The 23,064-nt window shown below is 64.6% G+C and carries 22 protein-coding genes and 1 pseudogene; 13 read left to right on the forward strand and 10 right to left on the reverse strand.

The window, feature by feature from the left end; genetic code table 11:
- From AC5Y42_RS05940 to AC5Y42_RS05965, 6 genes are all read right to left on the reverse strand, one after another.
- Nucleotides 1–1,146, reverse strand: coding sequence for a thiolase family protein (locus AC5Y42_RS05940; RefSeq protein ID WP_499896516.1), 1,146 nt, complete (start codon nt 1,144–1,146; stop codon nt 1–3).
- The gene (locus tag AC5Y42_RS05945) at nt 1,139–1,945 is read right to left on the reverse strand and encodes an enoyl-CoA hydratase/isomerase family protein (protein ID WP_499896517.1); all 807 of its coding nucleotides are present in this window, start codon (nt 1,943–1,945) and stop codon (nt 1,139–1,141) included. The genes AC5Y42_RS05940 and AC5Y42_RS05945 overlap by 8 nt, the downstream gene beginning before the upstream one ends.
- Nucleotides 1,945–3,153 (reverse strand): CaiB/BaiF CoA transferase family protein, encoded by a 1,209-nt coding sequence (locus tag AC5Y42_RS05950; RefSeq protein ID WP_499896518.1) that lies wholly within the window; start codon nt 3,151–3,153, stop codon nt 1,945–1,947. Before AC5Y42_RS05950 ends, AC5Y42_RS05945 begins: the two co-directional genes overlap by 1 nt.
- Nucleotides 3,153–3,911 (reverse strand): SDR family NAD(P)-dependent oxidoreductase, encoded by a 759-nt coding sequence (locus tag AC5Y42_RS05955; protein WP_499896520.1) that lies wholly within the window; start codon nt 3,909–3,911, stop codon nt 3,153–3,155. Before AC5Y42_RS05955 ends, AC5Y42_RS05950 begins: the two co-directional genes overlap by 1 nt.
- A complete protein-coding gene (locus AC5Y42_RS05960; RefSeq protein WP_499896796.1) occupies nt 3,911–5,077 on the reverse strand; it encodes an acyl-CoA dehydrogenase family protein in 1,167 nt (388 codons plus the stop codon). Before AC5Y42_RS05960 ends, AC5Y42_RS05955 begins: the two co-directional genes overlap by 1 nt.
- Nucleotides 5,078–5,149: 72 nt before the next feature.
- Complete coding sequence (locus tag AC5Y42_RS05965; protein WP_499896521.1) at nt 5,150–6,445, reverse strand: amidohydrolase family protein; 1,296 nt, start codon at nt 6,443–6,445, stop codon at nt 5,150–5,152.
- A 274-nt stretch (nt 6,446–6,719) separates the two neighbouring features.
- Between AC5Y42_RS05965 and AC5Y42_RS05970 the strand changes: the two genes are divergently transcribed.
- Genes AC5Y42_RS05970 through AC5Y42_RS06000 form a run of 7 tightly spaced genes read left to right on the forward strand, consistent with a single transcriptional unit; the run spans nt 6,720 to nt 12,342 of the window.
- Nucleotides 6,720–7,250 (forward strand): carboxymuconolactone decarboxylase family protein, encoded by a 531-nt coding sequence (locus AC5Y42_RS05970; RefSeq protein WP_499896523.1) that lies wholly within the window; start codon nt 6,720–6,722, stop codon nt 7,248–7,250.
- Between the two features lie 4 nt (nt 7,251–7,254).
- On the forward strand, nt 7,255–8,532 hold the full coding sequence (locus tag AC5Y42_RS05975; protein WP_499896525.1) for an aromatic ring-hydroxylating oxygenase subunit alpha: 1,278 nt from the start codon (nt 7,255–7,257) through the stop codon (nt 8,530–8,532).
- Nucleotides 8,516–8,839 carry a hypothetical protein gene (locus AC5Y42_RS05980; protein ID WP_499896527.1) on the forward strand — a complete coding sequence of 108 codons (324 nt, stop codon included), beginning with the start codon at nt 8,516–8,518 and terminating at the stop codon, nt 8,837–8,839. Before AC5Y42_RS05975 ends, AC5Y42_RS05980 begins: the two co-directional genes overlap by 17 nt.
- Nucleotides 8,840–8,842: 3 nt before the next feature.
- Nucleotides 8,843–10,057 carry a metal-dependent hydrolase family protein gene (locus tag AC5Y42_RS05985; protein ID WP_499896528.1) on the forward strand — a complete coding sequence of 405 codons (1,215 nt, stop codon included), beginning with the start codon at nt 8,843–8,845 and terminating at the stop codon, nt 10,055–10,057.
- Nucleotides 10,041–10,460, forward strand: coding sequence for a nuclear transport factor 2 family protein (locus tag AC5Y42_RS05990; protein ID WP_499896530.1), 420 nt, complete (start codon nt 10,041–10,043; stop codon nt 10,458–10,460). The genes AC5Y42_RS05985 and AC5Y42_RS05990 overlap by 17 nt, the downstream gene beginning before the upstream one ends.
- Nucleotides 10,457–11,548 carry an acyl-CoA dehydrogenase family protein gene (locus AC5Y42_RS05995; protein WP_499896532.1) on the forward strand — a complete coding sequence of 364 codons (1,092 nt, stop codon included), beginning with the start codon at nt 10,457–10,459 and terminating at the stop codon, nt 11,546–11,548. The genes AC5Y42_RS05990 and AC5Y42_RS05995 overlap by 4 nt, the downstream gene beginning before the upstream one ends.
- 26 nt (nt 11,549–11,574) lie before the next feature.
- Entirely contained in the window at nt 11,575–12,342 is a 768-nt protein-coding gene (locus AC5Y42_RS06000) for an acyl-CoA dehydrogenase family protein (protein WP_499896798.1), read from the forward strand.
- A gap of 76 nt (nt 12,343–12,418) precedes the next feature.
- Here AC5Y42_RS06000 and AC5Y42_RS06005 read toward each other — a convergent pair whose 3' ends face one another.
- Nucleotides 12,419–13,591, reverse strand: a complete 1,173-nt coding sequence (locus AC5Y42_RS06005; protein WP_499896534.1) for an acyl-CoA dehydrogenase family protein — start codon at nt 13,589–13,591, stop codon at nt 12,419–12,421.
- Between the two features lie 197 nt (nt 13,592–13,788).
- Here AC5Y42_RS06005 and AC5Y42_RS06010 point away from each other — a divergent pair, with 197 nt between their 5' ends.
- The 6 genes from AC5Y42_RS06010 to AC5Y42_RS06035 all read left to right on the forward strand — a co-directional run bounded on the left by AC5Y42_RS06010 (nt 13,789) and on the right by AC5Y42_RS06035 (nt 19,574).
- On the forward strand, nt 13,789–14,445 hold the full coding sequence (locus AC5Y42_RS06010) for a TetR/AcrR family transcriptional regulator (protein WP_499896535.1): 657 nt from the start codon (nt 13,789–13,791) through the stop codon (nt 14,443–14,445).
- Nucleotides 14,446–14,482: 37 nt separating this feature from the next.
- Nucleotides 14,483–15,304 carry an acyl-CoA thioesterase gene (locus AC5Y42_RS06015; RefSeq protein ID WP_499896537.1) on the forward strand — a complete coding sequence of 274 codons (822 nt, stop codon included), beginning with the start codon at nt 14,483–14,485 and terminating at the stop codon, nt 15,302–15,304.
- A gap of 241 nt (nt 15,305–15,545) precedes the next feature.
- Nucleotides 15,546–16,748 (forward strand): cytochrome P450, encoded by a 1,203-nt coding sequence (locus AC5Y42_RS06020; protein ID WP_499896539.1) that lies wholly within the window; start codon nt 15,546–15,548, stop codon nt 16,746–16,748.
- A 47-nt stretch (nt 16,749–16,795) separates the two neighbouring features.
- Nucleotides 16,796–17,632 carry a mycofactocin-coupled SDR family oxidoreductase gene (locus AC5Y42_RS06025; protein WP_499896541.1) on the forward strand — a complete coding sequence of 279 codons (837 nt, stop codon included), beginning with the start codon at nt 16,796–16,798 and terminating at the stop codon, nt 17,630–17,632.
- 64 nt (nt 17,633–17,696) lie between these two features.
- A complete protein-coding gene (locus tag AC5Y42_RS06030; RefSeq protein WP_499896799.1) occupies nt 17,697–18,710 on the forward strand; it encodes a phosphotransferase in 1,014 nt (337 codons plus the stop codon).
- Between the two features lie 39 nt (nt 18,711–18,749).
- A complete protein-coding gene (locus AC5Y42_RS06035) occupies nt 18,750–19,574 on the forward strand; it encodes an SDR family NAD(P)-dependent oxidoreductase (protein ID WP_499896542.1) in 825 nt (274 codons plus the stop codon).
- Here the strand turns inward: AC5Y42_RS06035 and AC5Y42_RS06040 are convergent.
- From AC5Y42_RS06040 to AC5Y42_RS06050, 3 genes and pseudogenes are all read right to left on the reverse strand, one after another.
- A pseudogene (locus AC5Y42_RS06040) lies at nt 19,571–19,657 on the reverse strand (oxidoreductase); the annotation flags it as partial. The gene AC5Y42_RS06035 and the pseudogene AC5Y42_RS06040 sit on opposite strands and share 4 nt — an antisense overlap.
- Nucleotides 19,658–19,786: 129 nt before the next feature.
- A complete protein-coding gene (locus AC5Y42_RS06045) occupies nt 19,787–20,641 on the reverse strand; it encodes an LLM class F420-dependent oxidoreductase (RefSeq protein WP_499896544.1) in 855 nt (284 codons plus the stop codon).
- Complete coding sequence (locus AC5Y42_RS06050) at nt 20,638–23,064, reverse strand: CaiB/BaiF CoA-transferase family protein (RefSeq protein WP_499896545.1); 2,427 nt, start codon at nt 23,062–23,064, stop codon at nt 20,638–20,640. The genes AC5Y42_RS06045 and AC5Y42_RS06050 overlap by 4 nt, the downstream gene beginning before the upstream one ends.

A 23,064-nucleotide genomic window follows, 5' to 3' on the forward strand; every position in this document is an offset into this window, starting at 1 on the left:
TCAGGCCACCAGTTCCACCAGGGTGGCGTTGGCGGTACCGCCGCCCTCACACATGGTCTGCAATCCATAGCGAATACCGTTGTCGCGCATGTGATGTGCCATTCGGGTCATCAGCACCGCGCCGGACGCGCCCAATGGGTGTCCCAGCGCGATCGCGCCGCCGAGCGGATTGAGCCGCTGGGGGTCGGCGCCGGTTTCGGCCAGCCACGCCAGCGGCACCGGGGCGAATGCCTCATTCACCTCGAACACACCGACGTCGGCGACCGAGACGCCGGCTTTGGCCAATACCTTCTCGGTGGACGGAATGGGACCGGTCAGCATCAGCACCGGATCGGCCCCGGTCACCGCGCCGGCCCGGTAGCGCACCAGCGGGGTCAGGCCGAGTTCGAGCGCGGTCGCTGATGTGGTGACCAGCAGTGCGGCAGCGCCGTCGGAGATCTGCGACGAGTTGCCGGCATGGATCACCCCGTCGTCGACGAAGGCCGGCTTGAGCGCGGCGAGTTTTTCCACGCTGGTCCCCCGCCGCACACCCTCGTCCCGGGTGACCGCGGTGTCGTCGACGAACACCGGCACGATCTGGGCGTCGAAGGCGCCGCTGTCTTGGGCGGCGGCGGCAAGTTCGTGCGAGCGCGCCGAGTACTCGTCGAGCCGGGTCCGGGAAAAGCCCCACTTCTTGGCGATCATCTCCGCGGACAGGCCCTGGTTGAACGAGAAATCACCATAGCGCTCAAGGACTTTGGGTCCATACGGCATTCCGGTGGCCCGGGCTGCGCCCAGCGGCACCCGGCTCATCACCTCCACGCCGCCGGCGACGACGACGTCCTGCTGACCCGACATCACCGCCTGTACGGCGAAATCGAGGGCCTGCTGGCTGGAACCGCAGGCCCGGTTAATCGTGGTTCCCGGAATGCTCTCCGGCCAGCCCGCGGCCAGTACCGCGTAGCGACCGATGTTGCTGGACTGATCCCCGACCTGCGACACGCAGCCCCACACCACGTCGTCGACGATCTCCGGATCGATGCCGCTGCGTTGCACCAATTCATTGAGGACGATCGCCGACAGGTCGGCGGCGTGCATCCCCGACAGTGCGCCGTTGCGTTTGCCTACCGGGGTACGCACCGCCTCGACGATGACTGTTTCACGCATCTGTCTGCTCCGATCTCGAAACTGCCCACCGACCAGTAAACGACGGCTCCCGTCGTTGGGCGAACGCGGCATAGGCCTCGGCGGCATCAACCGTGGCAAAGTTGACCACCTGCGCACGGGCTTCATTGGCCAACGCGTCACGCAGTGTCCGGTCGGCGCCCTCGTTCAGCAGCGCCTTGCTGTGTGCCAGCGCGATCTGCGGGCCGGCCGCCAGACGGTCGGCCAGATCGGTGACGTAGGTGTCGATCTCTGCCGCGGCGACCACCCACGTCACCAGGTTCAGGGCTCGGGCTTCCTCGGCGTCGATGGTCTCAGCCAACAGCGCCAGCCGCTTGGCCTGTTGTAGCCCGACGATTTTGGGCAGCAACCAGGAGCCGCCGAGATCCAGTGACAGTCCACGCTTGGAAAAGATTTGGCAAAAGCTCGATTCCGGTGTCGCCACCACGAAGTCACAACCCAGCGCCAGATTCCACCCAGCACCCACAGCCACCCCAGTCACCTTGGCAATCGTGGGCACCGGTAGTTCATGCAGGGCCAGCGCCACGTCGGTGAGCAGTCGCAATTTGTATGTGGGATGGCCGCCATCGGGGCTGGAGATGTCAGCGCCCGAGCAGAACGCGCCGCCGGCGCCGGTGATGACGACCGCGCGCACCCCGCGGTCGTTTCGTGCGGCCGTCAGGGCCTCCGCCAATGCAATCCACAACTCGCGGTTGATCGCATTTTTGCGGCGCGGGCGGTTCAGCGTCAGTGACCGGACGCCGTTGCGGTCGCTGCAGAGCAGCACAGGCTCATCGGACATCAGCGGTAGACCGCTCCGATGGCGCCTTCCGCACGCAGCGCAGTGATCTCGTCATCGATGATGCCGAGTTCGGCCAATACCGCGTCGGTGTGCTGTCCGAGCCCGGGTACCGCACCCATCGCGGGACGATAGCCGCAGACCACCGGCGGAGGCAGCAGGGCCGCAATGGGGCCCGCAGGTGTGTCGACTTGTTGCCAGCGGTCTCTCTCGCTCAGTTGTGGGTGCACCAGCACCTCGCTGGGCAGGTTGTAACGTGCGTTGCCGATACCGGCGGCGTCGGCGGTCTTCTGCACATGTTCCAGATCGCGGCTTGCACACCAGCCGCTGATTGCCTCGTCGAGGACGGCGCGGTGCGCCACCCGCCCGGCGTTGGAGGCGAACCGCGCGTCGTCAGCCAAGTCGTCGCGCTGCAGGATCTCGCGGGAAAGCCGTTGCCATTCCTGGTCGTTGGTGGTCCCCAGCACCACAGTCTGTCCGTCGGCGGTGCGGTAGGCGCCGTAGGGGGCCACGGCCGGTGAGCTCATGCCCAGCGGCTGCTGGTCGATGCCGGAATGCTGGGTGTAGGTCAGCGGGTAGCCCATCAGGTCGGTCATGGTGTCGAACAGGCTCACGCTCACCGCGTTGCTCACCGCGCCGCCGCCATTACGCGAATACAGCAGCGCCAGAATCGAAATCGCCGAGTACAGCCCGGTGCTGATATCGGCCACCGGCGGCCCGGGCTTGGCCGGCGCGCCCGGGGAGCCGGTGACCGCGCACGCCCCGGATTCGGCTTGGGCCAACAAGTCGTAGGCCCGCTTATGCGACAGCGGGCCACCCGAGCCGTAGCCGTCGATTTCGACGGCGATCACGTCTGGGTGCCGCTGGGCGAGGTCATCGGGGGCAATGCCCAGCCGGGCGGTCGATCCCGGCGCGAGGTTGGACACCAGAACGTCGGCCCGCTCCAGCAGCCGGTGCAGAATGGCTAGTCCGGCAGCCGTTTTCACATTCAGGGTGACTGATTCCTTGCCGCGGTTGGCCCACACGAAGTGTGCGGCCAGCCCGTTGACGACGTCGTCGTAGTGCCGCGCGAAGTCTCCGCCGTTGGGGTTTTCCACCTTGATGACACGAGCACCGAAATCGGCGAGTACCCGGGTGCACATCGGCGCGGAGACGGCCTGTTCCAACGCCACTACGGTGACACCGGCCAGCGGCGCCGCGGAGTCGGGCATTACATCACCATTCCGCCGTCCACGGGCAGCACTTGCCCGGTGATGTAGGAAGCGGCATCCGATGCGAGGAACACGAACGCCCCGGCGACCTCCTCCGGCTCGGCCCAGCGCCGCAGCGGGATGCGGTTGCGCATGTTGGCCGCGAACTTCTCGTTCGTCCGGATGGTTTCGGTCATCGGAGTTGCCGCCAGCGGCGCCAGTGCATTGACCAGAATATTTTTGGCGGCAAGTTCGCGGGCAAGCGATTTGGTGAACCCGATGATGCCGGCCTTGGCGGCCGAATAGTTCACCTGGCCGAGCGTGCCGGTCAACCCGGCCGCCGACGTCACATTGATGACGCGCCCGGTCCCGTCGGTAGGGATGTGCGGCATCGCCGCCTGTGTGCAATTGAACGCGCCCATCACATGGATATCGAACAACAGGCGGAACGACTCCTGGGAAGTCTTCTCGAACATCGCCGGCCGGGTCACGCCCGCGTTGTTCACCAGAATGTGCAGCTTGCCGTTAGCCAGCGCGGCCGCTTGCGCTGCTGCTGCGTCGGCGGACTCGCGATCCGACACGTCCAGCGCAGCAGACTCGACTCGTGCTCCCGATGCCGAAATCTGCTCTGCCACCGCAGCTGCCGTGTCCTTGTCCACGTCGGTGACAAGTACCGCCGCCCCCGCGTCGGCCAGTGCCTTGGCGACCGCGGAGCCGATGCCACCCGCGGCGCCGGTAACCAGCGCGGCGCGGCCCGACAGGTCGAAGTACCGGCCCATCAGTAGCTCCTTGGCAATCCGAGCACGTGCGAGCCGAGAAAGTTCAGGATCATCTCCTGACTGACCGGTGCGATCTTCATCAGCCTGGCCTCCCTGAAGTACCGCGATACGTGGTACTCCTCCGAATACCCCATGCCGCCGTGGGTTTGCAGCGCGCGGTCGGCGGCGGTGAAACCGGCGTCGGCGCAAAGGTATTTGGCGGTATTGGCTTCACGCCCGCACGACTTGCCGTTGTCGTAGAGCCAGGTGGCCTTGCGCAGTATCAGCTCGGCGGCGTCGAGCCTCGCCAGCGAGTCGGCCAACGGGAATTGGATGCCCTGGTTCATGCCGATCGGTCGTTCGAAGACGTGTCGTTCGTTGCCGTACTTCACCGCCTTCTCCAGCGCGACCCGGCCGATGCCGAGGGCCTCGGCGGCGATCAGCATCCGCTCCGGGTTCAGGCCGTCGAGAATGTACTGAAACCCTCTGCCCTCCTCGCCGACTCGATCCTCTACCGGAATGTGCAGGTCGTCGATGAACAGCTCGTTGGAGCTGACGGCGTTGCGGCCCATCTTGCGGATCGGCCGGACGTCGACCCGGCTGCGGTCCAGGTCGGTGAGAAATAAGGTCATCCCGTCGGTCTTCTTGCTGACCTCGTCGTAGTGCTGCGTCCGGGTCAGAAGCAGGATCTTCTGCGATTCGATCGCCTTGGAAATCCAGACCTTTCGGCCGTTGACCACGTAGTGGTCACCGTCTCGCTTGGCGAACGTGGTGATCCGTGAGGTGTCCAGGCCGGCACCGGGTTCGGTCACCCCGAAGCACACGTGCAGTTCGCCCGTCGCAACGCGGGGTAGCGTGCGGGCCTTCAGTTCGTCGGAACCGTGCACCACCACCGGGTGCATGCCGAAGATCGACAGGTGAATCGAGCTGGCGGCGTTCATCCCGCCGCCGGACCGGGCGACTTCCTCAGCCAGCAGCGTCGCTTCGGTGATACCCAGGCCGTGGCCGCCGTACTGCTCCGGGATCGTCATCCCGAGCCAGCCGCCGCTGGCGATCGCCTGGTAGAACTCGGTCGGAAACTCGTGCGCCTGGTCTTTTTCCATCCAGTAGTGGTCGTCGAACTTGGAAGCCAGTTCGGCGACCGACTTGCGGATCAGCTCCTGGTCGTCGGTCAGCTCGAAGTTCATTCCACCGCCGGGCACTGCGGGACTCCTTCGGGTCGGTTGATGCACCGGCGCAGTTGCATTCCGGCGGCGTGCTCAGTCCTTGTTGCCGGTGAGCGCTTTGGCGTTGGCGGCAAAGTCGGCGAACGACGAACCCGACCGGTCTTTGTGCTGACTGAGCGCCTGAATCGAGACGTCGTGTCCCTCGGCGGCCTTGCGCAGCGCGCCGACCGTCGCCTGCTCCCGGGGAATGTGGCTGAACGGGTCGAACGAGTACCAGCGCATCGCGTTCTCGTGGGTCACCTTGTTGATCTCGTCGTCCGGCACGTTGTTGGCGGACAAGACCTCCCACAGCTCTTCGGGAGCCCCGGGCCACATCGAGTCGCTGTGCGGGTAGTCGGCCTCCCAGCAGATGTTGTCGATGCCGATCATGTGGCGCAGCTGCACGCCGACCGGGTCGCTGATGAAGCAGGTCAGGAAGTGCTCCCGGAAAACCTCACTGGGCACTTTGCCGCCGAAGTTCTGATGGGTCCACGTCGAGTGCATCTCGAAGGTACGGTCCACGCGCTCCAAGAAGTACGGAATCCAACCCGTGCCGCCCTCCGACAGTGCGACCTTGAGGTCGGGGTATTCCTTGATCGGCTTGGACCACAACAGGTCTGCCGCGGCCTGGACGATGTTCATCGGCTGCAGGGTGATCATCACGTCCATCGGCGCGTCGGCTGCGGTGATCGCCAGCCTGCCCGATGACCCGATATGCACATTGAGTACGGTGTTGGTGTCGCACAACGCCTTCCACAGCGGATTCCAGTACTCGTCGTGGAAGCTCGGGTACCCCATCGCCGCCGGGTTTTCGGTGAAGGTCAGCGCGTGTACACCCTTTTTGGACACCCGCCGTACCTCGTCGGCGCACTTCTCGGCATCCCAAATCACCGGCAGCGCCATCGGGATGAACCGGGCCGGATAGGCCCCGCACCACTCGTCGATGTGCCAGTCGTTGTAGGCCTGCACCAACGCCAGCGAGAATTCCGGGTCTTCGGTGGCAAACAGCCGCCCGGCGAAACCGGGGAATGACGGAAAGCAGATCGAGCCCAGGATCCCGCCGGCGTTCATGTCCTTGACCCGCTCGTCGACGTTGTAACAGCCCTTGCGGATCTCGTCGAGCCCGGTTGGCTCGATCCCGTACTCCTCCTTGGGCCGGCCGGCCACCGCGTTCAGCGCGACATTCGGGATCACGGTGTCGCGGAACTGCCAGGTGTCGGAGCCGTCCGGGTTGTGCACCAGGCGCGGCGCATCGTCGGCGTACTTCTTGGCCAAGTGGTTCTTGAACATGTCGGGTGGCTCAACAATGTGGTCGTCGACGCTGATCAGGATCATGTCGTCTTTGTTCACCGGTTGGTCCCTTCCCTCGGATACCTCGGGCCATGGCAGGCGATGCGGGTGAGTCCCCGCTATGGAAATTAGCTTCTCAGATCGCGAGAATCAACATCTTCAGACTACCCCCTACGTAGGCTGCGCGTCGCCGAGACGTCTGGAGCGCCGACGCCGCCGATGATGTTTCTGCAGGTGACCACCACCTTTTTTGCCGGTATTGACCAATCCGACGGATCATGGAAACCTATTGGTCAAATATGAGAATATGATTCTCCACATTGAGGAGGCTGCTATGCGTCTGTCCCCGCTGCCGGCGGATCAGTGGGACGACGCTGTCCGGCATGCGGTGGCAGGCATGCTGCCCGAGGACCGACGAAACCCCGACGACGCGGGAAACCTCCTGGCCACCCTGGTGCACCACCCCGAACTCACCCGCGCGTTCTTGCGGTTCAGCGTCTACCTGCTGTACGGATCGACGCTGCCCGAACGGGTTCGAGAGCAGGTCATCCTGCGAGTCGCGCATCGGCGCGGCTGTGAATACGAATGGACCCATCACGTCACCATCGGCAAGCGGGTCGGACTGTCCGACGCCGACATCGCCGCTATCCAATCCGGCGACCCGCGCGACGAGTTCGACCGCGCGGTCCTCACTGCGGTCGACGAGCTCGACGAGAAGACCAACCTGTCGGATGCGACCTGGACGGCGCTGTCCGAGCGGCTCGACGAGCGGCAGCGGATGGACCTGATTTTCACGATCGGTGGCTACACCGCGCTGGCGATGGGCCTGAACACCTTTGGCGTCGAAGTGGAACAAGAAAGGTAAAATCGTGCCACATTTCACCAAGCCTGCTGCCGGCAGTTGGACCGAGAACTATCCGGAACTGGGCACCGCACCGGTCGATTACAGCGACTCGATCGACCAGGCATTCTTCGAAGCCGAGCGTGATGCGGTGTTCAAACGGATGTGGCTCAATGTAGGAAGAGTCAACCGCCTACCACGCACGGGCAGCTACTTCACCAGGGAACTACCCTCAGCGGGGCAAGGCACGTCGGTGATCGTCGTCAAGACCAAGGACGGGTCCGTCAAGGCGTATCACAACGTCTGCCGCCACCGCGGAAACAAGCTGGTGTGGAACGACTTTCCCAACGAGGAGACCTCCGGCACCTGCCGGCAGTTCACCTGCAAGTACCACGCCTGGCGTTACAACCTCGACGGTGACCTGACCTTCATCCAGCAGGAGGACGAGTTCTTCGACGTCGACAAGGGCGACTACGGACTGGCTCCCGTCCGCTGCGAGCTGTGGGAAGGCTTCATCTTCATCAACTTCGACGACAACGCGGCGCCGCTGATCGACTATCTCGGACCGCTGGCCAAGAGCATCGAGGGCTACCCGTTCGGCGAGATGACCGAGACCTACTCGTACCGGGCCGAGGTCGGCAGCAACTGGAAGCTGTTCATCGACGCGTTCATCGAGTTTTACCACGCACCGATCCTGCACCAGGGGCAGTACACCAAGGAGGAAGCCGCCAAGATCCAGAAGTTCGGCTATGAAGCACTGCACTACGAATTGGCCGGCCCGCACAACCTGCAGTCGACCTGGGGCGGCCAGGCCCCGCCCCCGGACATGTCCATGGTCAAGCCGATGGACCAGGTGTTGCGCAGCGGATTGTTCGGCCCGTGGGACAAGCCGGAGATCATCGAGAACCTGGAGCTGCCGCCGGGTGTCAACGTGAAAAGAGTGCCGCAGTGGGGTATCGACTCGTGGCTGTTCTACCCGAACTTCATGCTGCTGATCTGGGAGCCGGGCTGGTTCCTGACCTATCACTACTGGCCGACCGCGGTGGACAAGCACATCTTCGAGTGCACGCTGTATTTCGTTCCGCCGCGCAACGCACGGGAACGCCTGGCTCAGGAGTTGGCCGCAGTGACGTTCAAGGAGTACGCGTTACAGGACGCCAACACGCTGCAAGCGACCCAGACCATGATCGGCACCCGGGCCGTCAAAGAGTTCCTGCTGTGCGACCAGGAAGTCTTGATCCGCCACTTGCACAAGACGACCAGTGACTACGTGAAGGAGTACCAACGCAATGGCGCTACCGTCTGAATTCACCGATCTCGAGCCGTATTTGGACTGGGACCTGGCGACCGAGCCCGAGCGCTACGCTAAACGGCTGGCGTCGTCGATGCCGGAGTTGCAGGCGTTTTACGATGCCGCGTTTCCCCGCCTGGAAGACGTGATCGCATACTGTGACAAGTACCCCCTAACCGATCTACCCGAGGATGCGCGAAGCCTGATGCACCTCATGCAATCGCTGGTCATGGTGTCGTTTCCGGTCGAAGCGTGGAAGCAGCCGCGTGTACCCGACAGCGGTGCGGCCTGGGTGGAACTGATCCGGGAACCGGTGATCTGAACGGTGCTGACACTCAAGGCAGCCGGGCTACTCGACGTCGACGCCGGCGAGATCGTCCGTCCCGGCATCCTGCGGGTGGATGGCGAGCGGATCGTTGGTGTCGGCGGCGATCCCGAGGGTGACGTCATTGACCTCGGCGAACAGATCCTGCTGCCGGGGTTGATGGACATGGAGGTCAACCTTCTGATGGGCGGGCGCGGAGAGACCGGCCTGGCCTCGTCGGTCCAGGACGATCCGCCGACGCGGGTGCTGCGTGCGGTCGGCAATGCCCGCCGCACGCTGCGGGCCGGCTTCACCACCGTGCGCAACCTCGGGTTGTTCGTCAAGACCGGGGGATACCTGCTCGACGTCGCGCTCGGCAAAGCGATCGACGCGGGTTGGATCGAGGGCCCGCGGGTGGTTCCGGCCGGTCATGCCATCACCCCGACCGGCGGGCATCTGGACCCGACGATGTTCTCCGCGTTCGCTCCGGATCTGCTGCACTTGACCGTCGAGGAGGGTATCGCCAACGGCGTCGACGAGGTCCGCAAAGCCGTTCGGTACCAGATCAAGTACGGCGCTCAGCTGATCAAAGTGTGCTGCTCGGGTGGGGTGATGTCGCTGACCGGAGCGCCTGGCGCGCAGCACTATTCGGATGAGGAGTTACGGGCAATCGTCGACGAGGCGCACCGCCGGGGTCTGCGGGTAGCAGCCCACACTCATGGTGCGGAAGCGGTGGTGCACGCGGTCGCGGCGGGTATCGACTGCATCGAGCACGGTTTTTTGATGGACGACGAGGCGATTGCCGCGCTGGTCGACCACGACACATTTTTGGTGACCACCCGGCGGCTGGCCGATGCCATGGATGTCTCCAAGGCGCCGCCGGAGTTACAGGCCAAGGCCGCCGAGATGTTCCCGAAGGCACGCACCTCGCTGCTGGCCGCCTATCAAGCCGGCGTGAAGATTGCGGTAGGCACGGATGCGCCGGCCATTCCGCACGGCCGCAACGCCGACGAACTGGTCACCCTCGTCGAATGGGGCATGCCACCGCTCGCAGTGTTGCGGGCGGCGACGGTCACTGCGGCCGATCTCATCAACGTCACCGACCGGGGACGGCTGGCCGAGGGACTGCTCGCCGACGTGATCGGTGTGCCCGGAGATCCGTTGTCCGACATCACCGTTACCCAGAACGTGCAGTTCGTCATGAAAGGCGGCAAGGTATATGCCGACAAGAACTGACGATCTTGTCGAAATCCAGCAGCTGCTCGCCCGGTACGCCGTCACCATCACCCAGGAAGACATCGACGGGCTGGTGGGCGTCTTCACGCCCGACGGTACCTACAGCGCGTTCGGCGAAACCTATTCTCTGGACCGCTTTCCCGTCCTGGTGGACGCTGCGCCCAAAGGCTTGTTCCTGACCGCGACACCGGCGATCGAGTTGTCCGGCGACACTGCGACCGGCACCCAGCCGCTGTGTTTCATCGACCACGCCACCCACGACATGCGGATCGGCTATTACAACGACACGTATCTGCGCACCGCCGACGGCTGGCGGCTGAAGACCCGCGCGATGACCTTCATCCGTCGCAGCGGCACGCACGACTCGGGCCGCCCGCACGCGGTGGGGCGTCCGCCTGCATGAAGGTCGAGCAGTTCCGGGCGGATCTGCGTGCCTGGCTCGACGACAACGACCTGACTCCGGGGCCGGAGCATTCGCTCGAAGGTCACATGCAGCAACTCGCCCGAGTCCACGGCGCCCTCTATGACGCCAATTGGATGCGCTACGGGTGGCCCGTCGAGGTCGGCGGAATGGGTGGTCCTGCAATGCTTCGCGCGATCGTCGGTGAAGAGGTGGTCGGGCGGGGGCTTGCGGAACCGGGACCCTACTCGATGGTCGAGGTGCTGGCGCCGACGATGATCGACTACGCGCCGGCCGAACTCGCCGCTGAAATGGTGCCGCGGCTGCTGTCCGGCCGCGAGCAATGGTGTCAGGGCTTTTCCGAGCCCGGATCCGGCAGCGATCTGGCGTCGCTGTCCACCCGCGCTGCCGCCAGCGGCGACCACTGGGTCGTCAACGGGCAGAAGGTCTGGACCAGCTTCGCGCAGTATTCGACCCGCTGCATCCTGCTGACCCGCACCGCGCCCGGACATGACGGCATCACGGCGTTCTTCGTCGATATGGATACTCCGGGCATCACCGTGCGGCCGCTGCGCACCATGCACGGGGTCGACGAGTTCTGCGAGGTGTACTTCGACGACGTCGTGATCCCCGGCGACCGGATGCTCGGCGCGCCGGGTGACGGCTGGCGGCTCGCAATGGACCTGCTGCCGTATGAGCGCTCGACCTGCTTTTGGCAGCGGATCGCTTACCTGTACTCGCGATTCGACCGACTCATCGCCGAAGCAACCGACCCGGATGACTCCGCTTTGGGCTCGGCGTATCTGGCCCTGCACACCCTGCGCTGCCGCTCGCGTGGCACCCAGCATCGGTTGGCCGAGGACGGGACGCGGCTGGGGCCAGAGACATCGATCGACAAGGTCTTGTTGGCCACCGCCGAGCAGCGGCTGTACGACACCGCCCGGGACCTGCTGCCGGGTGTCGTCGAGCTCGGCGAGACAGACTGGCGCACCGAATTCCTGTATTCACGCGCGGCGACCATCTACGGCGGGACCGCCGAGATTCAGCGCAACATCATCGCCCGCCGGCTGCTGGATTTGGGCAAGGAGTGAGCGTGGACACCGATTCGTTGGAGCTGATGGAGGACGCGCTCCGCAAGACCATGACCTCGGTCTCCGGCCAGCAACTCGATGCGGCGCTGGCCGACCTCGGCTGGCTGGACATGCTCGACGAAACACCCGATGCCGCAGTCGCTTTGGTGTTCCGGCTACTCGGCGAGACCGGAGCCCACGCGCCTGTTCTCAACGACGTCGTGTTGCGCGAAGCCAGCCGTGGTGGCGGCGGCACCGTGGCGCTGCCCTACGCGGGCGGCGGCTGGATCCGCTGGGAACGCACCGACCAAGACAGCTCGACGCTCGGTGACGGCCTGCCGATACACCTTGTGGCCGAAGGGGATCCGGTGCCGCTGGCCGCCGGACGGCGCGCCCTCGCCTGGTGGCTGGTCGGAGCCAGCCGGGCGATGTTGTCGCTGGCGCGCCAACATGCTCTGGACCGCGTGCAGTTCGGCCGCCCCGTCGCCTCGTTCCAGGCGATCCGGCATCGGCTGGCCGAAACACTCGTCGCGATCGAGGGCGCGGAGGCCAGTCTGCACGCCGACGCAGCCGAGCCAGACGACCTTGGTGCGCTGCTGGCCAAGGCCGCGGCCGGTCAAGCGGCGCTGACCACCGCGCGGCACTGCCAACAGGTGCTCGGCGGTATCGGCTTCACCGCCGAACACGAGTTGCATCGTCATGTGGAGCGCGTGCTGGTATTGGACGGAATGCTCGGCAGTGCAAGGGAACTCACCCGCGAGGCTGGCGCCATCCTGCGGGCGATGGGTTTCGCGCCGCGGCTGGCAAACCTCTAGCCGCTAATTGCGCGAGCGTGCGTGTCTCCGGCCGACACGCCGCTCTAATGCTCGGGTTTGTGCACGCTCGCACGGGTTATCGGGGCAGGCCCAAAACCCGCTGAGCGATGATATTGCGCTGGATCTCCGAGGTGCCGCCGGCGATGGTACCGGCAAAGCTACGGAAGTAGCGATCGAACCAACTGCCGTAATGGGCATCCAAGTTCAGCGGTGCGAACGGACCGGTAACGTCGGGGTGCAGCAGGCCGTCAGCGGCTGCGGCATTGAGCGCATGCTCCGATGCGGTCTGCACCGCCTCCGATCCCAACAGCTTGAGCACCGACAGACCCGGCACGTCTTCCTCGCCACGGTCGGCACGGGCCAGAGCCGCCGAGCCGAGCAGTCGCAATGCCTCGGAATCCATGAGCAGGGTGGCGTAGTGGTCGCGCTGCAGCGGATCCGACGGTCGGTAATCGACGATCAGTTCACGTAGCCGGTCGGCGTATCCCAACCACAGCATCGTGCGTTCGTGGCCCAGCGAGCCCGTCGCGACCCGCCACCCCTGATTCAACGGGCCCACCAGGTTCTCGACCGGCACCCTCGCGTCGTTGAAAAAGACCTCGTTGAAATCCAGATCGCCGCGATCCGACGCCGACGCGAAGGGCCGGCGCGTCACGCCCGGAGTGTCGGTGGGGATCAGCAACACGCTGATTCCCTTGTGTTTTGGCGCATCGGGGTCGGTCCGCACGAACGTCAGCAGCACGTCGGCGTCGTGAGCGCCGGACGTCCACACCTTCTGCCCGTTGACCACGAAGTGGTCCCCGTCCAATACCGCGCGGGTCCGCAACGAGGCCAGATCGGAGCCCGCGCCCGGTTCGCTCATCCCCAACGATGCCGTTATGTCGGCCCGCAGAATCGGCACCGCCCAGCGCTGCTTCTGCTCGTCGGTTCCGAATGACAACACCGACGCGGCGATGATGCCTATTCCCTGCGGATTGAAGCTTTGGTAGACACGTCGCCGCGACAACTCTTCGAGATGTACGTATTGCTGCAGGACGGTGGCGTTGCGCCCACCTAACTCCGGCGGGTTACCCGGAAGCAGCCAGCCGTGCTCGAACAGCAACCGCTGCCATCGGCGCGCCCAGTCCGGCACATGCGACGACGAACGAGGCCGCTCGCCGGCTTGAGCCTCGTCGGGCAGATGCTCGTCGAGAAAGGCCACGAATTCGGAGCGGAACGCTTCTACGTCAGCATCAAAAGTCAGCTTCACGGGTACTCCTCGGCATCGGCGCCCGCAGTTCCACATTTCTGCTTCCGTGAGCACTGCAAAGAGAATAGTATTCTCGTGGTGAGAAAGTTACAATCTCTGACACGTCGTCCGTGAGGGGGTGCGAGACACCGATGGCACGGCGTTCTCCGGTACAGTCCAACCATGTTCTCCCCTCACGGCAACCGTCCGAGTCGTCGGTGACCAGTCCGAGCGAAGAGCCGGCCTGGAAGCAACGGGCGGTCGAGCGGTCGATCAAAACCGCGAAACTGCGCGCGGCCCAGCGCGTTCAGCGCTTCCTGGATGCCGCCCAGGCCATCATCATCGAAAAGGGCAGCACGGACTTCACCGTTCAAGAGGTTGTCGACCGCTCCCGCCAGTCGCTGCGCAGCTTCTACCTGCAGTTCGACGGCAAACACGAGCTGTTACTCGCCTTATTCGAGGACGCGTTGAGTCGGTCCGCCGACCAGATCCGCGCCGCTACGGCCAATCACTCCGACCCACTCGAGCGGTTGAAAGTCGCCGTCGAACTGCTCTTCGAGGCATCCCGACCCGATCCCGCCGCTAAAAGGCCGTTGTTCACCGACTTCGCACCGAGATTGCTGGTCTCCCATCCAGCCGAGGTCAAAGTCGCTCATGCACCGCTTCTGGCATTGCTCACCGAACTGATGGACGAGGCGGACGCCGCCGGGCAACTGCGTGCCGACGTCCCACCCCGGCGGATGGCCGCAATGACGATGCAGACGGTGATGTTCATCGCACAATCGAGCGGCGGTTCCGATGACGCGACCGTGCATCCCATCACCGCCGACGAGGTGTGGGACTTCTGCTCACGGGGATTCGCAGCGGAGAATTAGGTTACCTAGATCCGAGAACTCGACTTACACTAACTGAGTGCTCGACCTGTGGACGGACTTGCTCGGCTGTTTGAAGCTGCGGGTCTGCGACGGCGAGCAACCCGGGCAAGCCAACGTAACCGTGTTCGAGGCACTCAACCAACAACTGGAATACCATCGGATTTTCGGCGGTCAGCTGCTGGGCCAATTCGTCCGCGCGGCCACCACGAGCTGCCCGGACAAACACATCAAATCGCTGCATGCGGTGTTCGCCCGCGAAGGCCGCGCCGACGAACCGGTGCGATACCAACTGACCCGTCATCACGAAGGCCGGTCATTCGCGACACTGGCGATCACGGCTGGCCAGTCCCGCGGCACATTGGCCACCGGCTCGGTTTGCATGCACATGGCCGAGGACGGCCCCGATCACCAGAGCACTGAGGGCGTGCCGCCCGTCTTGGACGAGGGGCACCGGGTCGAATTGGACCTGATCCCTTGGGAAACTCGCTCAACCGACGATCTCAACTCCTCCACCGCCGGTCCACCCCGGTTCGAACTCTGGATGCGCACGCCGCCAGTTGACGCCGAGCTGGCGCCCGCGCTGGCCGCCTACGCCACCGACCTCACTTTGATCGGGACGGCGCTGCGCCCGATCGAAGGATTCAACCAACGCGGCAATGGGACCGCGTTCACCTCCGCGGTGACCAGCCATACGCTGTGGTTCCACCGCCCTTTCCGCACCGACGACTGGCTCCTGCTGCGCCAGCACAGTCCGATGTTGGCGCACGGCCGGTGCTTTGGATGCGGCGACGTGCTGAGTGCAGACGGCTCGCTCGTCGCTTCCTATGCGCAGGAGGCCCTGTTGCGCTTCAATCAGTGACGCCTGGAGCCGAATGCGTTGGCGGCCAAGCTCACTGGCCATGACGCGCAGGGAGAAGCCGCACTTGCGGTGTTCGAATATCGCACCGATAGGCTCGGCTGAGAATTTGATTCTCGCAATGCGAGAACTTTAGATGCCATAAACGGATTCGAGATTGACACTGGTAGCGGCTGATGACAGAGTTCAGAGGCAACAGGATGCAAGATCCCGTGAGAACACGGTTCCGTGAGAGGCGATATCCGTGACAGTCAGTGCCGCCAGTGACGTCTACTACGACCCGTACAACCCCGAACTGAATGCCGACCCCTACGGAATGTTTCGCCGGCTGCGCGAAGAATCGCCGCTGTACTACAACTCCGAGCACGACTTCTATGCGCTGAGCAGGTTCGCCGACGTCGACCACGCTCTGGTGGACTACCAGACCTTCAGCTCGGCCCGCGGAGCGATCCTGGAACTGATCAAGAGCAACATGGAAATGCCTTCTGGCGTCTTGATTTTCGAGGATCCGCCGGTGCATGACATCCATCGCAAGCTGCTGGCACGGATGTTCACGCCTCGTAAGATCAACGAATTGGAAAACAAGATCCGAGATTTCTGTGCTCGCTGCTTGGATCCGCTGATCGGCACCGACCGGTTCGACTTCGTGACCGATCTTGGAGCGCAAATGCCGATGCGGGTGATCGGAATGCTGTTGGGCATTCCCGAAGACGACCAAGAGGCGATCCGGGACCGCTCGAATGCCACCATGCGCACCGAGGTCGGCCAACCGATGACCATCGCCTCGGATGGCTTCGACACCGGTGAGGCTTTCGCTCAGTACATCGAGTGGCGGGCGGAGCACCCGTCCGATGACATCATGACGGAGTTGTTGAACGTCGAGTTCGAAGACGAGACCGGCGCTACCCGCCGACTCACCCGCGACGAGCTGCTCGTCTATGTCAACGTGGTGGCCGGGGCCGGCAACGAGACCACCACCCGGCTGATCGGCTGGGCCGGCAAGGTTCTCGCGGAGCATCCGGACCAGCGCCGCCAACTGGCCGAGGATAAGTCGCTGATTCCGCGGGCTATCGAAGAACTGCTGCGCTTCGAGCCGCCGGCGCCACACGTCGCACGGTATGTGACCCGCGATGTCGAGCTCTACGGCCAGACGGTACCCGAGGGCAGCGTGATGATGATGCTGATCGGGGCGGCCAACCGCGACCACCGCCAATTTCCGCCCGACGGTGACGTTTTCGACATTCATCGGGAAGCTCGTCAGCACTTGGCCTTTAGTGTCGGCACACACTACTGCCTTGGCTCGGCGCTGGCTCGATTGGAGGGGCGGATCGCACTGGAGGAGATCCTCAAGCGCTTCCCCGAGTGGGATGTCGACCTGACCAACGCCATGTTGTCTCCGACCTCCACAGTGCGGGGATGGGAAGCGATGCCGGCGATCATCCGCTGAGCCAACCTAATGTCAACAGTTAAACGTCAACAGAAACTGAGGTAATGATGGCGGGACGAGTCGAAGGCAAGGTCGCCTTCATCACCGGTGCCGCGCGCGGTCAGGGCCGGGCGCATGCGGTGCGACTGGCGCAGGAGGGCGCCGACATCATCGCGGTCGACATCTGCAAGCCGATCGACAGTGTCCAGGTTCCGCTGTCCACACCCGAAGATCTGGCCGAGACGGCAGACCTGGTCAAGGGCCAAAACCGCCGCATCTACACCGCCGAAGTCGACGTGCGCGATTATGACGCACTGAAAGCGGCGGTGGACGCCGGTGTCGAGCAGTTGGGTCGGCTGGACATCATCGTCGCTAACGCCGGGATCGGTAACGGCGGGGCGACGTTGGACAAGACCAGCGAACGAGACTGGACCGACATGATCGACGTCAACCTCGCCGGTGTGTGGAAGACCGTGAAAGCCGGTGTGCCGCATCTGCTGACCGGCGGACGCGGCGGGTCGATCATCTTGACCAGTTCGGTGGGCGGCCTGAAGGGATATCCGCACACTGGTCATTATGTAGCTGCCAAACACGGCGTGGTGGGGCTCATGCGGACCTTTGCTGTCGAGTTGGGCCAGCACATGATCCGGGTCAACTCCGTGCATCCCACCAACGTGAACACACCGTTGTTCATGAACGAGCCGACGATGAAGCTGTTCCGCCCCGACCTGGAGAACCCCGGCCCAGATGACCTCAAGGTCGTCGCGCAGATGATGCACACCCTGCCCGTCGGTTGGGTGGAACCTGAGGACATCAGCAACGCCGTGCTGTTCTTGGCGTCTGACGAATCCCGCTATATCACCGGTGTCACGTTGCCGATCGACGCGGGCAGCTGCCTGAAGTAGATCAATCGTGCCAACAACCGAGCTCCCGGTTCCCAAAGAGTGGGAACACGTTACCCCCGAGTGGATGACGGCAGCGATCGCCCGCCACTATCCCGGTGCCGAGGTCAACGAGGTCACCGTCGACATGCACGACGACGGGACCAACAGGCGTGCCCGGCTGGCGTTGAGCTATTCGGCGGGCACGGGGCCGGCCACCGTCTTCGTCAAAGCCGCGGACCCGGCGCACAAGGAGCTGATCCGCGCCACCAGCGGCATGTTTCACGAGCCTCGATTGTTCAATTCCGGCGTCGCATTACCGCTGGAGCATCCCATCGTCTACACCGCCCTCATCGACGAAGGCGACTACGACTTCGTGATGGTCATGGAGGACCTGAGGGCACGCGGAGCAGACCCACGCGATGCGACGCGGCCTATGACGGTGGCGGAAGTCGCCACCGGTGTGCGCGGCCTCGGCAGGATGCACGGACAGTATTGGGGCAACAGAGTTCTCAAGACCGCGGAACTCACCTGGCTTGAGCCGTTCGAGCCCTGGGGTGGCATGGAGATCGCGCCCCTGCCGGCAGCGGTCGAAAAGTTGGGCGACGACGCTCCCCCGCAAGTGAAATCGCTGACGATCGAGCAACTGATCGGTAATATCTGGGCGCCCTATATTCGCACGCTAACCACGTCGACGCAGACCCTATTGCACGGAGATCCGCATATCGGCAACACCTATCTGCTGCCTGACGGCGAAGTTGGCTTTCTGGATTGGCAGGTGGTACGCCGCGGCAACTGGTCGCTGGATCTCGGATATTTCCTTCAGGGTGCATTGACCACAGCAGATCGACGCCAATGCGAGCGCGAGCTACTCGAAGAATACCGTGATGCCCTGGCCTTGCCGGACGACGAGCTGCCATCATCAGAAGAGATCTGGCTGCGCTACCGGGCATCGGTGGCCCATGGACTGACCCTGTGGCTCTGCACCGCGAGCGCCGGCGAGCTCTGGCAGCGGCCAGACATCGCTTTAACGCTGGCGCAACGGTATTCGGCCGCCTACGCCGACCTAGACTCAGCCGCGGCTTTGGCAGCCATCGCGTAATCGATACGCATCCAAATCCGCATCGGTTAACGTTTCGCCATGGACGGTTTCGAAGGTCGGGGCGCGGTCATCACCGGCGGCGCAAGTGGCATCGGTTTCGCCACCGCCAGCACCCTTGCCCGGCGCGGCGCGGCCGTCGTGCTGGGCGACGTCGAAGGTCCTGCGCTCGAGCATGCAGTCGCGCGACTACGCGACGAGGGCCTTGACGCGCACGGCGTGGTCTGCGATGTCCGCCACCTCGACGAGGTTAAACACCTGGCCGACGAGGCATTTCGCCTGCTCGGGCGGATCCACGTGGTCTTCAACAACGCCGGCGTCGCAGTGGCCGGGCCGATCGCGCAGATGTCGCATGACGATTGGCGCTGGGTCATCGACGTCGACCTCTGGGGACCGATCCACGGTGTCGAAGCGTTTCTGCCCCGACTCCTCGAGCAGGGCGACGGTGGCCACATGGTGTTCACCTCGTCGTTCGCCGGCCTGGTGTCGAACGTCGGCCTCGGACCGTATTCAGTCGCCAAATACGGCGTGGTCGCCCTCGCCGAGGCGCTGTCGCGCGAGGTCAAGGCGAACAACATCGGGGTGTCGGTGCTGTGCCCGATGCTCGTCGGAACCAATATCGGCGACTCGCAGCGCAACCGCGGTCCTGACTACGGAGGGCCGGTGCGGCAGGCTGTTCCGGGCCCGGATGCGGCCGACGAGGGGGTCCTCGACGTCGATGCCGTCGCCGGCCTGACGGTGGAAGCCATACTGGCCAACCGGCTTTACGTCCTGCCGCACCAGGCCTCGCGGGGATCAATCCGTCGCAGGTTCGAGCGGATCGACCACACTTTCGACGACCAGGCCGCCCACGGCTGGACCCACTAGCCGGGACCAAGCGTCGGTTCAGCTGTGTGCGGATGGTGATACCAGCCACCCGCAGCGGGTGTCCCGCCGTCGACATGTCCGGTGCCAGTGCGTTGGCCGGATGCCGTGCGGTGCGAGTTCGAACGCCGCGGCTCTGCCCAGTGCACCAATCGATCCGGCGGCAGCGACGCGACCGCTGAGCTGGATGGCGGACGGACTGATTGCCACGGAATCTAGCCTGCCGCCGCCGTTTTTTCGAAGTGCTGATCGGCGAAACGGGCGATGCCGTCGAGTGCGTCGCGGGTGCGTTGCCACGGCGCGACGATGAGCCGGTCGATGCCGGCGTCAGCAGCGCGCTGGACATCCTCGGCCGAGGAGATCGGCACGGAGGTGGTGATTTGTGGTTTGCCGCTGCGCCCGTGCTCGGCCCACAGCCCGGACAGTATGCGTACCGACTCCGGTATCCGATCCACGGTGTGGTTCATCGGCAACCAGCCATCGCCCAGCCGCGCGACCCGGCGTAACGCGGCCTTGCCGTCGCCGCCGATGTGCAGCGGCGGGCCACCCGGCTGCACCGGCTTGGGCTCGAACATGACTTCGCCGAAATCGAAGAAACAGCCGTGGTATTCGACACTGGGTTGACTCCACAACGCGCGACACACCTGTAATGCCTCGTCGACCCGCGGACCGCGGCTGTCGAAGTCGAGACCGACCGCCTCCCACTCTTCGCGAAGCCAGCTCGCGCCGACACCGAAGTCGAAGCGGCCGCCCGACACGATGTCCAAGGTCGCAGCGGCGCGTGCGCTGACGAAGGGGTGGCGTAGGCCGATGTTGTAGACATAGGTGCCCAAGCGGATCGTCTCGGTCTGGGCGGCAAGAAACGACAGGTAGTTCAGCGCGTCGAAAATCGGTGTCTGCGGCGGAACCGGTGGATGGGCATCGCCCTGGTGAGGACTGCCGCTCATCGCGACTGGGAACACCAGATGTTCAGGGAGCCACACCGACTCGAAACCCAGCGCCTCCGCCTGCTTCGTCAGCTCCGGCCACAGGCCGGGATGGGCACGCGCGAGCGGAATACCGAACTTCATTGGGCTTTCGCCTTTCTCGCTACGCCCGGTGCCGAGCCGATAACGCCGTCAGCTTCCAGCACCGCGATCTCAGACTCGGTGAGCCCGAGTTCGGCGAGTAGTTCATGATTGTGTTGCCCGAGCAGCGGCGCGGACTGCTGATGAAAGCGGTGGGGCCCACGGGAGAAGCGCGCCGGCACCGTGCTGTGTGGAACCGACTGGTTGACCGGGTGGCCGACGGTTTCGAAGAAACCGCGGAAAGCCAACTGCGGCAGCTCGGTTTGCCGATGCGGCTGCATAACCTTTGCCACCGGGACACCGGCTTCCCACAAGCTGTGCACGATCTCGTCGCCGCTACGGCTCTGACACCAAGAGCTGAGCTGCTCGTCGATCCGGGCGTGTCGTTGCCGCCGGCCGGCTGCATCGGTCAGTGCCGGATCCATCGCCCACTGCGGCCGGCCGAGGGCGTCGCGCAGGCCGGCCCACTGCTCGTCGGTTGCCACTGCGACCGCGACCCAGCTGTCGAGGCGGCCGAATTCGTCGATGTCGGCGGTGCGGTAGAGGTTTTGCGGTGCCGCCGTGGGCCCGCGGTTACCGGCACGTTCCAGCAGGGCCCCGTAGGAGCTGTATTCGACGACCTGTTCGGCAGCGACGTTGATCGCGGCGTCGACCATGGCGGCTTCCACTAGCACTCCTTGCCCGGTTCGGCGTCGGTGCTCCAGCGCCAGCAGGAGCGCGTTGACCGCGTGTATACCGGCGTTGGGGTCGCCAACCGAATATGGGTCATACGGGTTGCGGTCGGGATAGCCGGTGAGCCAACTCAATCCGGACGCTGCCTCGATCACATAGGCGAAGGCCGGATTGTCCCGCCAGGGTCCGTCGAGTCCGAATCCGGGCATCCTCAGCAGGATCGCGTCAGGCCGTATCGCCTGCACGGCCGCGAAATCCAGTCCGATCTGTTCGAGCACCCGGGGCGTGAAGTTCTCGACGATCACGTCAGATGTCGCGACGAACCGGCGCAGCAGATCACGTCCGGCAGCGGTCTGCAGATCGAGCGTCAAGCCCTTCTTGTTGGTGTTGAGACCGGAAAAGATCGGCGAGCGCTCCCACCATTGGTCTTCGGTCATCGGCACCCCGGCGATCAGCCGAGTGCCGTCGGGCCGGCCGGTCGACTCGACATGGATGACCTCGGCGCCGAGCAGCGCCAGGAAATGCGTGCACGATGGGCCCGCCCAGAACGTCGTCATGTCCAGCACCCGCAATACGCTGAACGGCAGGCGATCCGCGGCGCCGCTGCCCGCCGGGCGGACGGGCGGGTGGGCCTGGCGGTAGCGGGCGGTATGTTCACCGAGTCGCGGGGCGGGTCGCGGCGGCGGCAGCAGCGGGGGCTGCATGCGGTAAGGATGAGCGGGCTGACTGAACCCGTCCCGAGGATTGGTGACGAACGACCGGCGCTGTTGGAAGTGGTCCAGGCCGGTGATGTTGGCGCCGTTGGCTACGGGAGCGTTGGGGACGCGGAAGGCGGTGGCGAGGTCACGGATCTCCCCGACGGTCTGCTCCTCGAACCAGGCGTAGATGTCTTCGGCCTTCTCGTTGGCCTGCTCGGTGATCGTGAGCGGCGAGTCCTCGTCGATCCAGTCCTGGTGACCGGTCATCGCGCAAAGATCGAACCACTGCTGGGCAGTCCCGCAGCCGACGTCGATGAGGCCGTCCTTGGCCCGTGCGATTCCCGGGACGGTGAGCCGGCGGGCGTCGCGCCACGGCCGGCCGAGCATCTCGAAGTAACTCACCGGGAAATACGTGAGGCCCAGGATCTGAGTTTCCAGCATGGACAGGTCGACGAGCTCACCGCCGCCGCTGTCGATTTGACGCAGTCGCGACGCCAGGGTGATCGCACTGGCAAACGCCCCCGCCACGTATTCCCCGACCTGGCCGCCGACGAATACCGGTGCCCGATCCGCCGATCCGCGACCCAGCCCGACGATGCCCCCGGACCAAGCCTGCAAGGTAAATTCGGTCGCCGGCCGATCCCGCCACGGCCCTGTCAAACCGAACGGGGTGATCGCGGTGACGATCACATGCGGGTGCTCCCGGCGGATTTCGGCCGGGGCAAACGTCGGGTGCTCGGCAACCGCCGAGCCGCGCGACCACACCACCGCGTCGGCGGATGCCAGCAGTCCGTTGACGAACGCGACATCGCGCTCGGAATCGGCCACTACGCTGTGCTTGGAGCAGGACAAAAAACTGAACAGGGCTCCGTCGCTGCCCGATTCGATGTCCGAACCCGACGCGGACCATCGCCGCAGCGGATCTCCTTGCGGTGGCTCGACTTTGACCACTCGGGCTCCGCCGTCGGCCAATAGTTTGGTGCAGTAGGCACCGGCAATGCCGGTGGACAGATCGACGACGGTATAGCCATCCAAGGGGCCGGGTAGCGGCTCCAC

The organism is Mycobacterium sp. NGS48 (assembly GCF_059812585.1).

Coding starts and splice junctions, on each gene's coding strand:
- AC5Y42_RS05940 (WP_499896516.1), bottom strand. CDS start 1,146: ATGCGTGAAACAGTCATCGTCGAGGCGGTGCGTACCCCGGTAGGCAAA.
- AC5Y42_RS05945 (WP_499896517.1), bottom strand. CDS start 1,945: ATGTCCGATGAGCCTGTGCTGCTCTGCAGCGACCGCAACGGCGTCCGG.
- AC5Y42_RS05950 (WP_499896518.1), bottom strand. CDS start 3,153: ATGCCCGACTCCGCGGCGCCGCTGGCCGGTGTCACCGTAGTGGCGTTG.
- AC5Y42_RS05955 (WP_499896520.1), bottom strand. CDS start 3,911: ATGGGCCGGTACTTCGACCTGTCGGGCCGCGCCGCGCTGGTTACCGGC.
- AC5Y42_RS05960 (WP_499896796.1), bottom strand. CDS start 5,077: ATGAACTTCGAGCTGACCGACGACCAGGAGCTGATCCGCAAGTCGGTC.
- AC5Y42_RS05970 (WP_499896523.1), top strand. CDS start 6,720: ATGCGTCTGTCCCCGCTGCCGGCGGATCAGTGGGACGACGCTGTCCGG.
- AC5Y42_RS05980 (WP_499896527.1), top strand. CDS start 8,516: ATGGCGCTACCGTCTGAATTCACCGATCTCGAGCCGTATTTGGACTGG.
- AC5Y42_RS05990 (WP_499896530.1), top strand. CDS start 10,041: ATGCCGACAAGAACTGACGATCTTGTCGAAATCCAGCAGCTGCTCGCC.
- AC5Y42_RS05995 (WP_499896532.1), top strand. CDS start 10,457: ATGAAGGTCGAGCAGTTCCGGGCGGATCTGCGTGCCTGGCTCGACGAC.
- AC5Y42_RS06000 (WP_499896798.1), top strand. CDS start 11,575: ATGGAGGACGCGCTCCGCAAGACCATGACCTCGGTCTCCGGCCAGCAA.
- AC5Y42_RS06025 (WP_499896541.1), top strand. CDS start 16,796: ATGGCGGGACGAGTCGAAGGCAAGGTCGCCTTCATCACCGGTGCCGCG.
- AC5Y42_RS06030 (WP_499896799.1), top strand. CDS start 17,697: ATGACGGCAGCGATCGCCCGCCACTATCCCGGTGCCGAGGTCAACGAG.
- AC5Y42_RS06035 (WP_499896542.1), top strand. CDS start 18,750: ATGGACGGTTTCGAAGGTCGGGGCGCGGTCATCACCGGCGGCGCAAGT.
- AC5Y42_RS06045 (WP_499896544.1), bottom strand. CDS start 20,641: ATGAAGTTCGGTATTCCGCTCGCGCGTGCCCATCCCGGCCTGTGGCCG.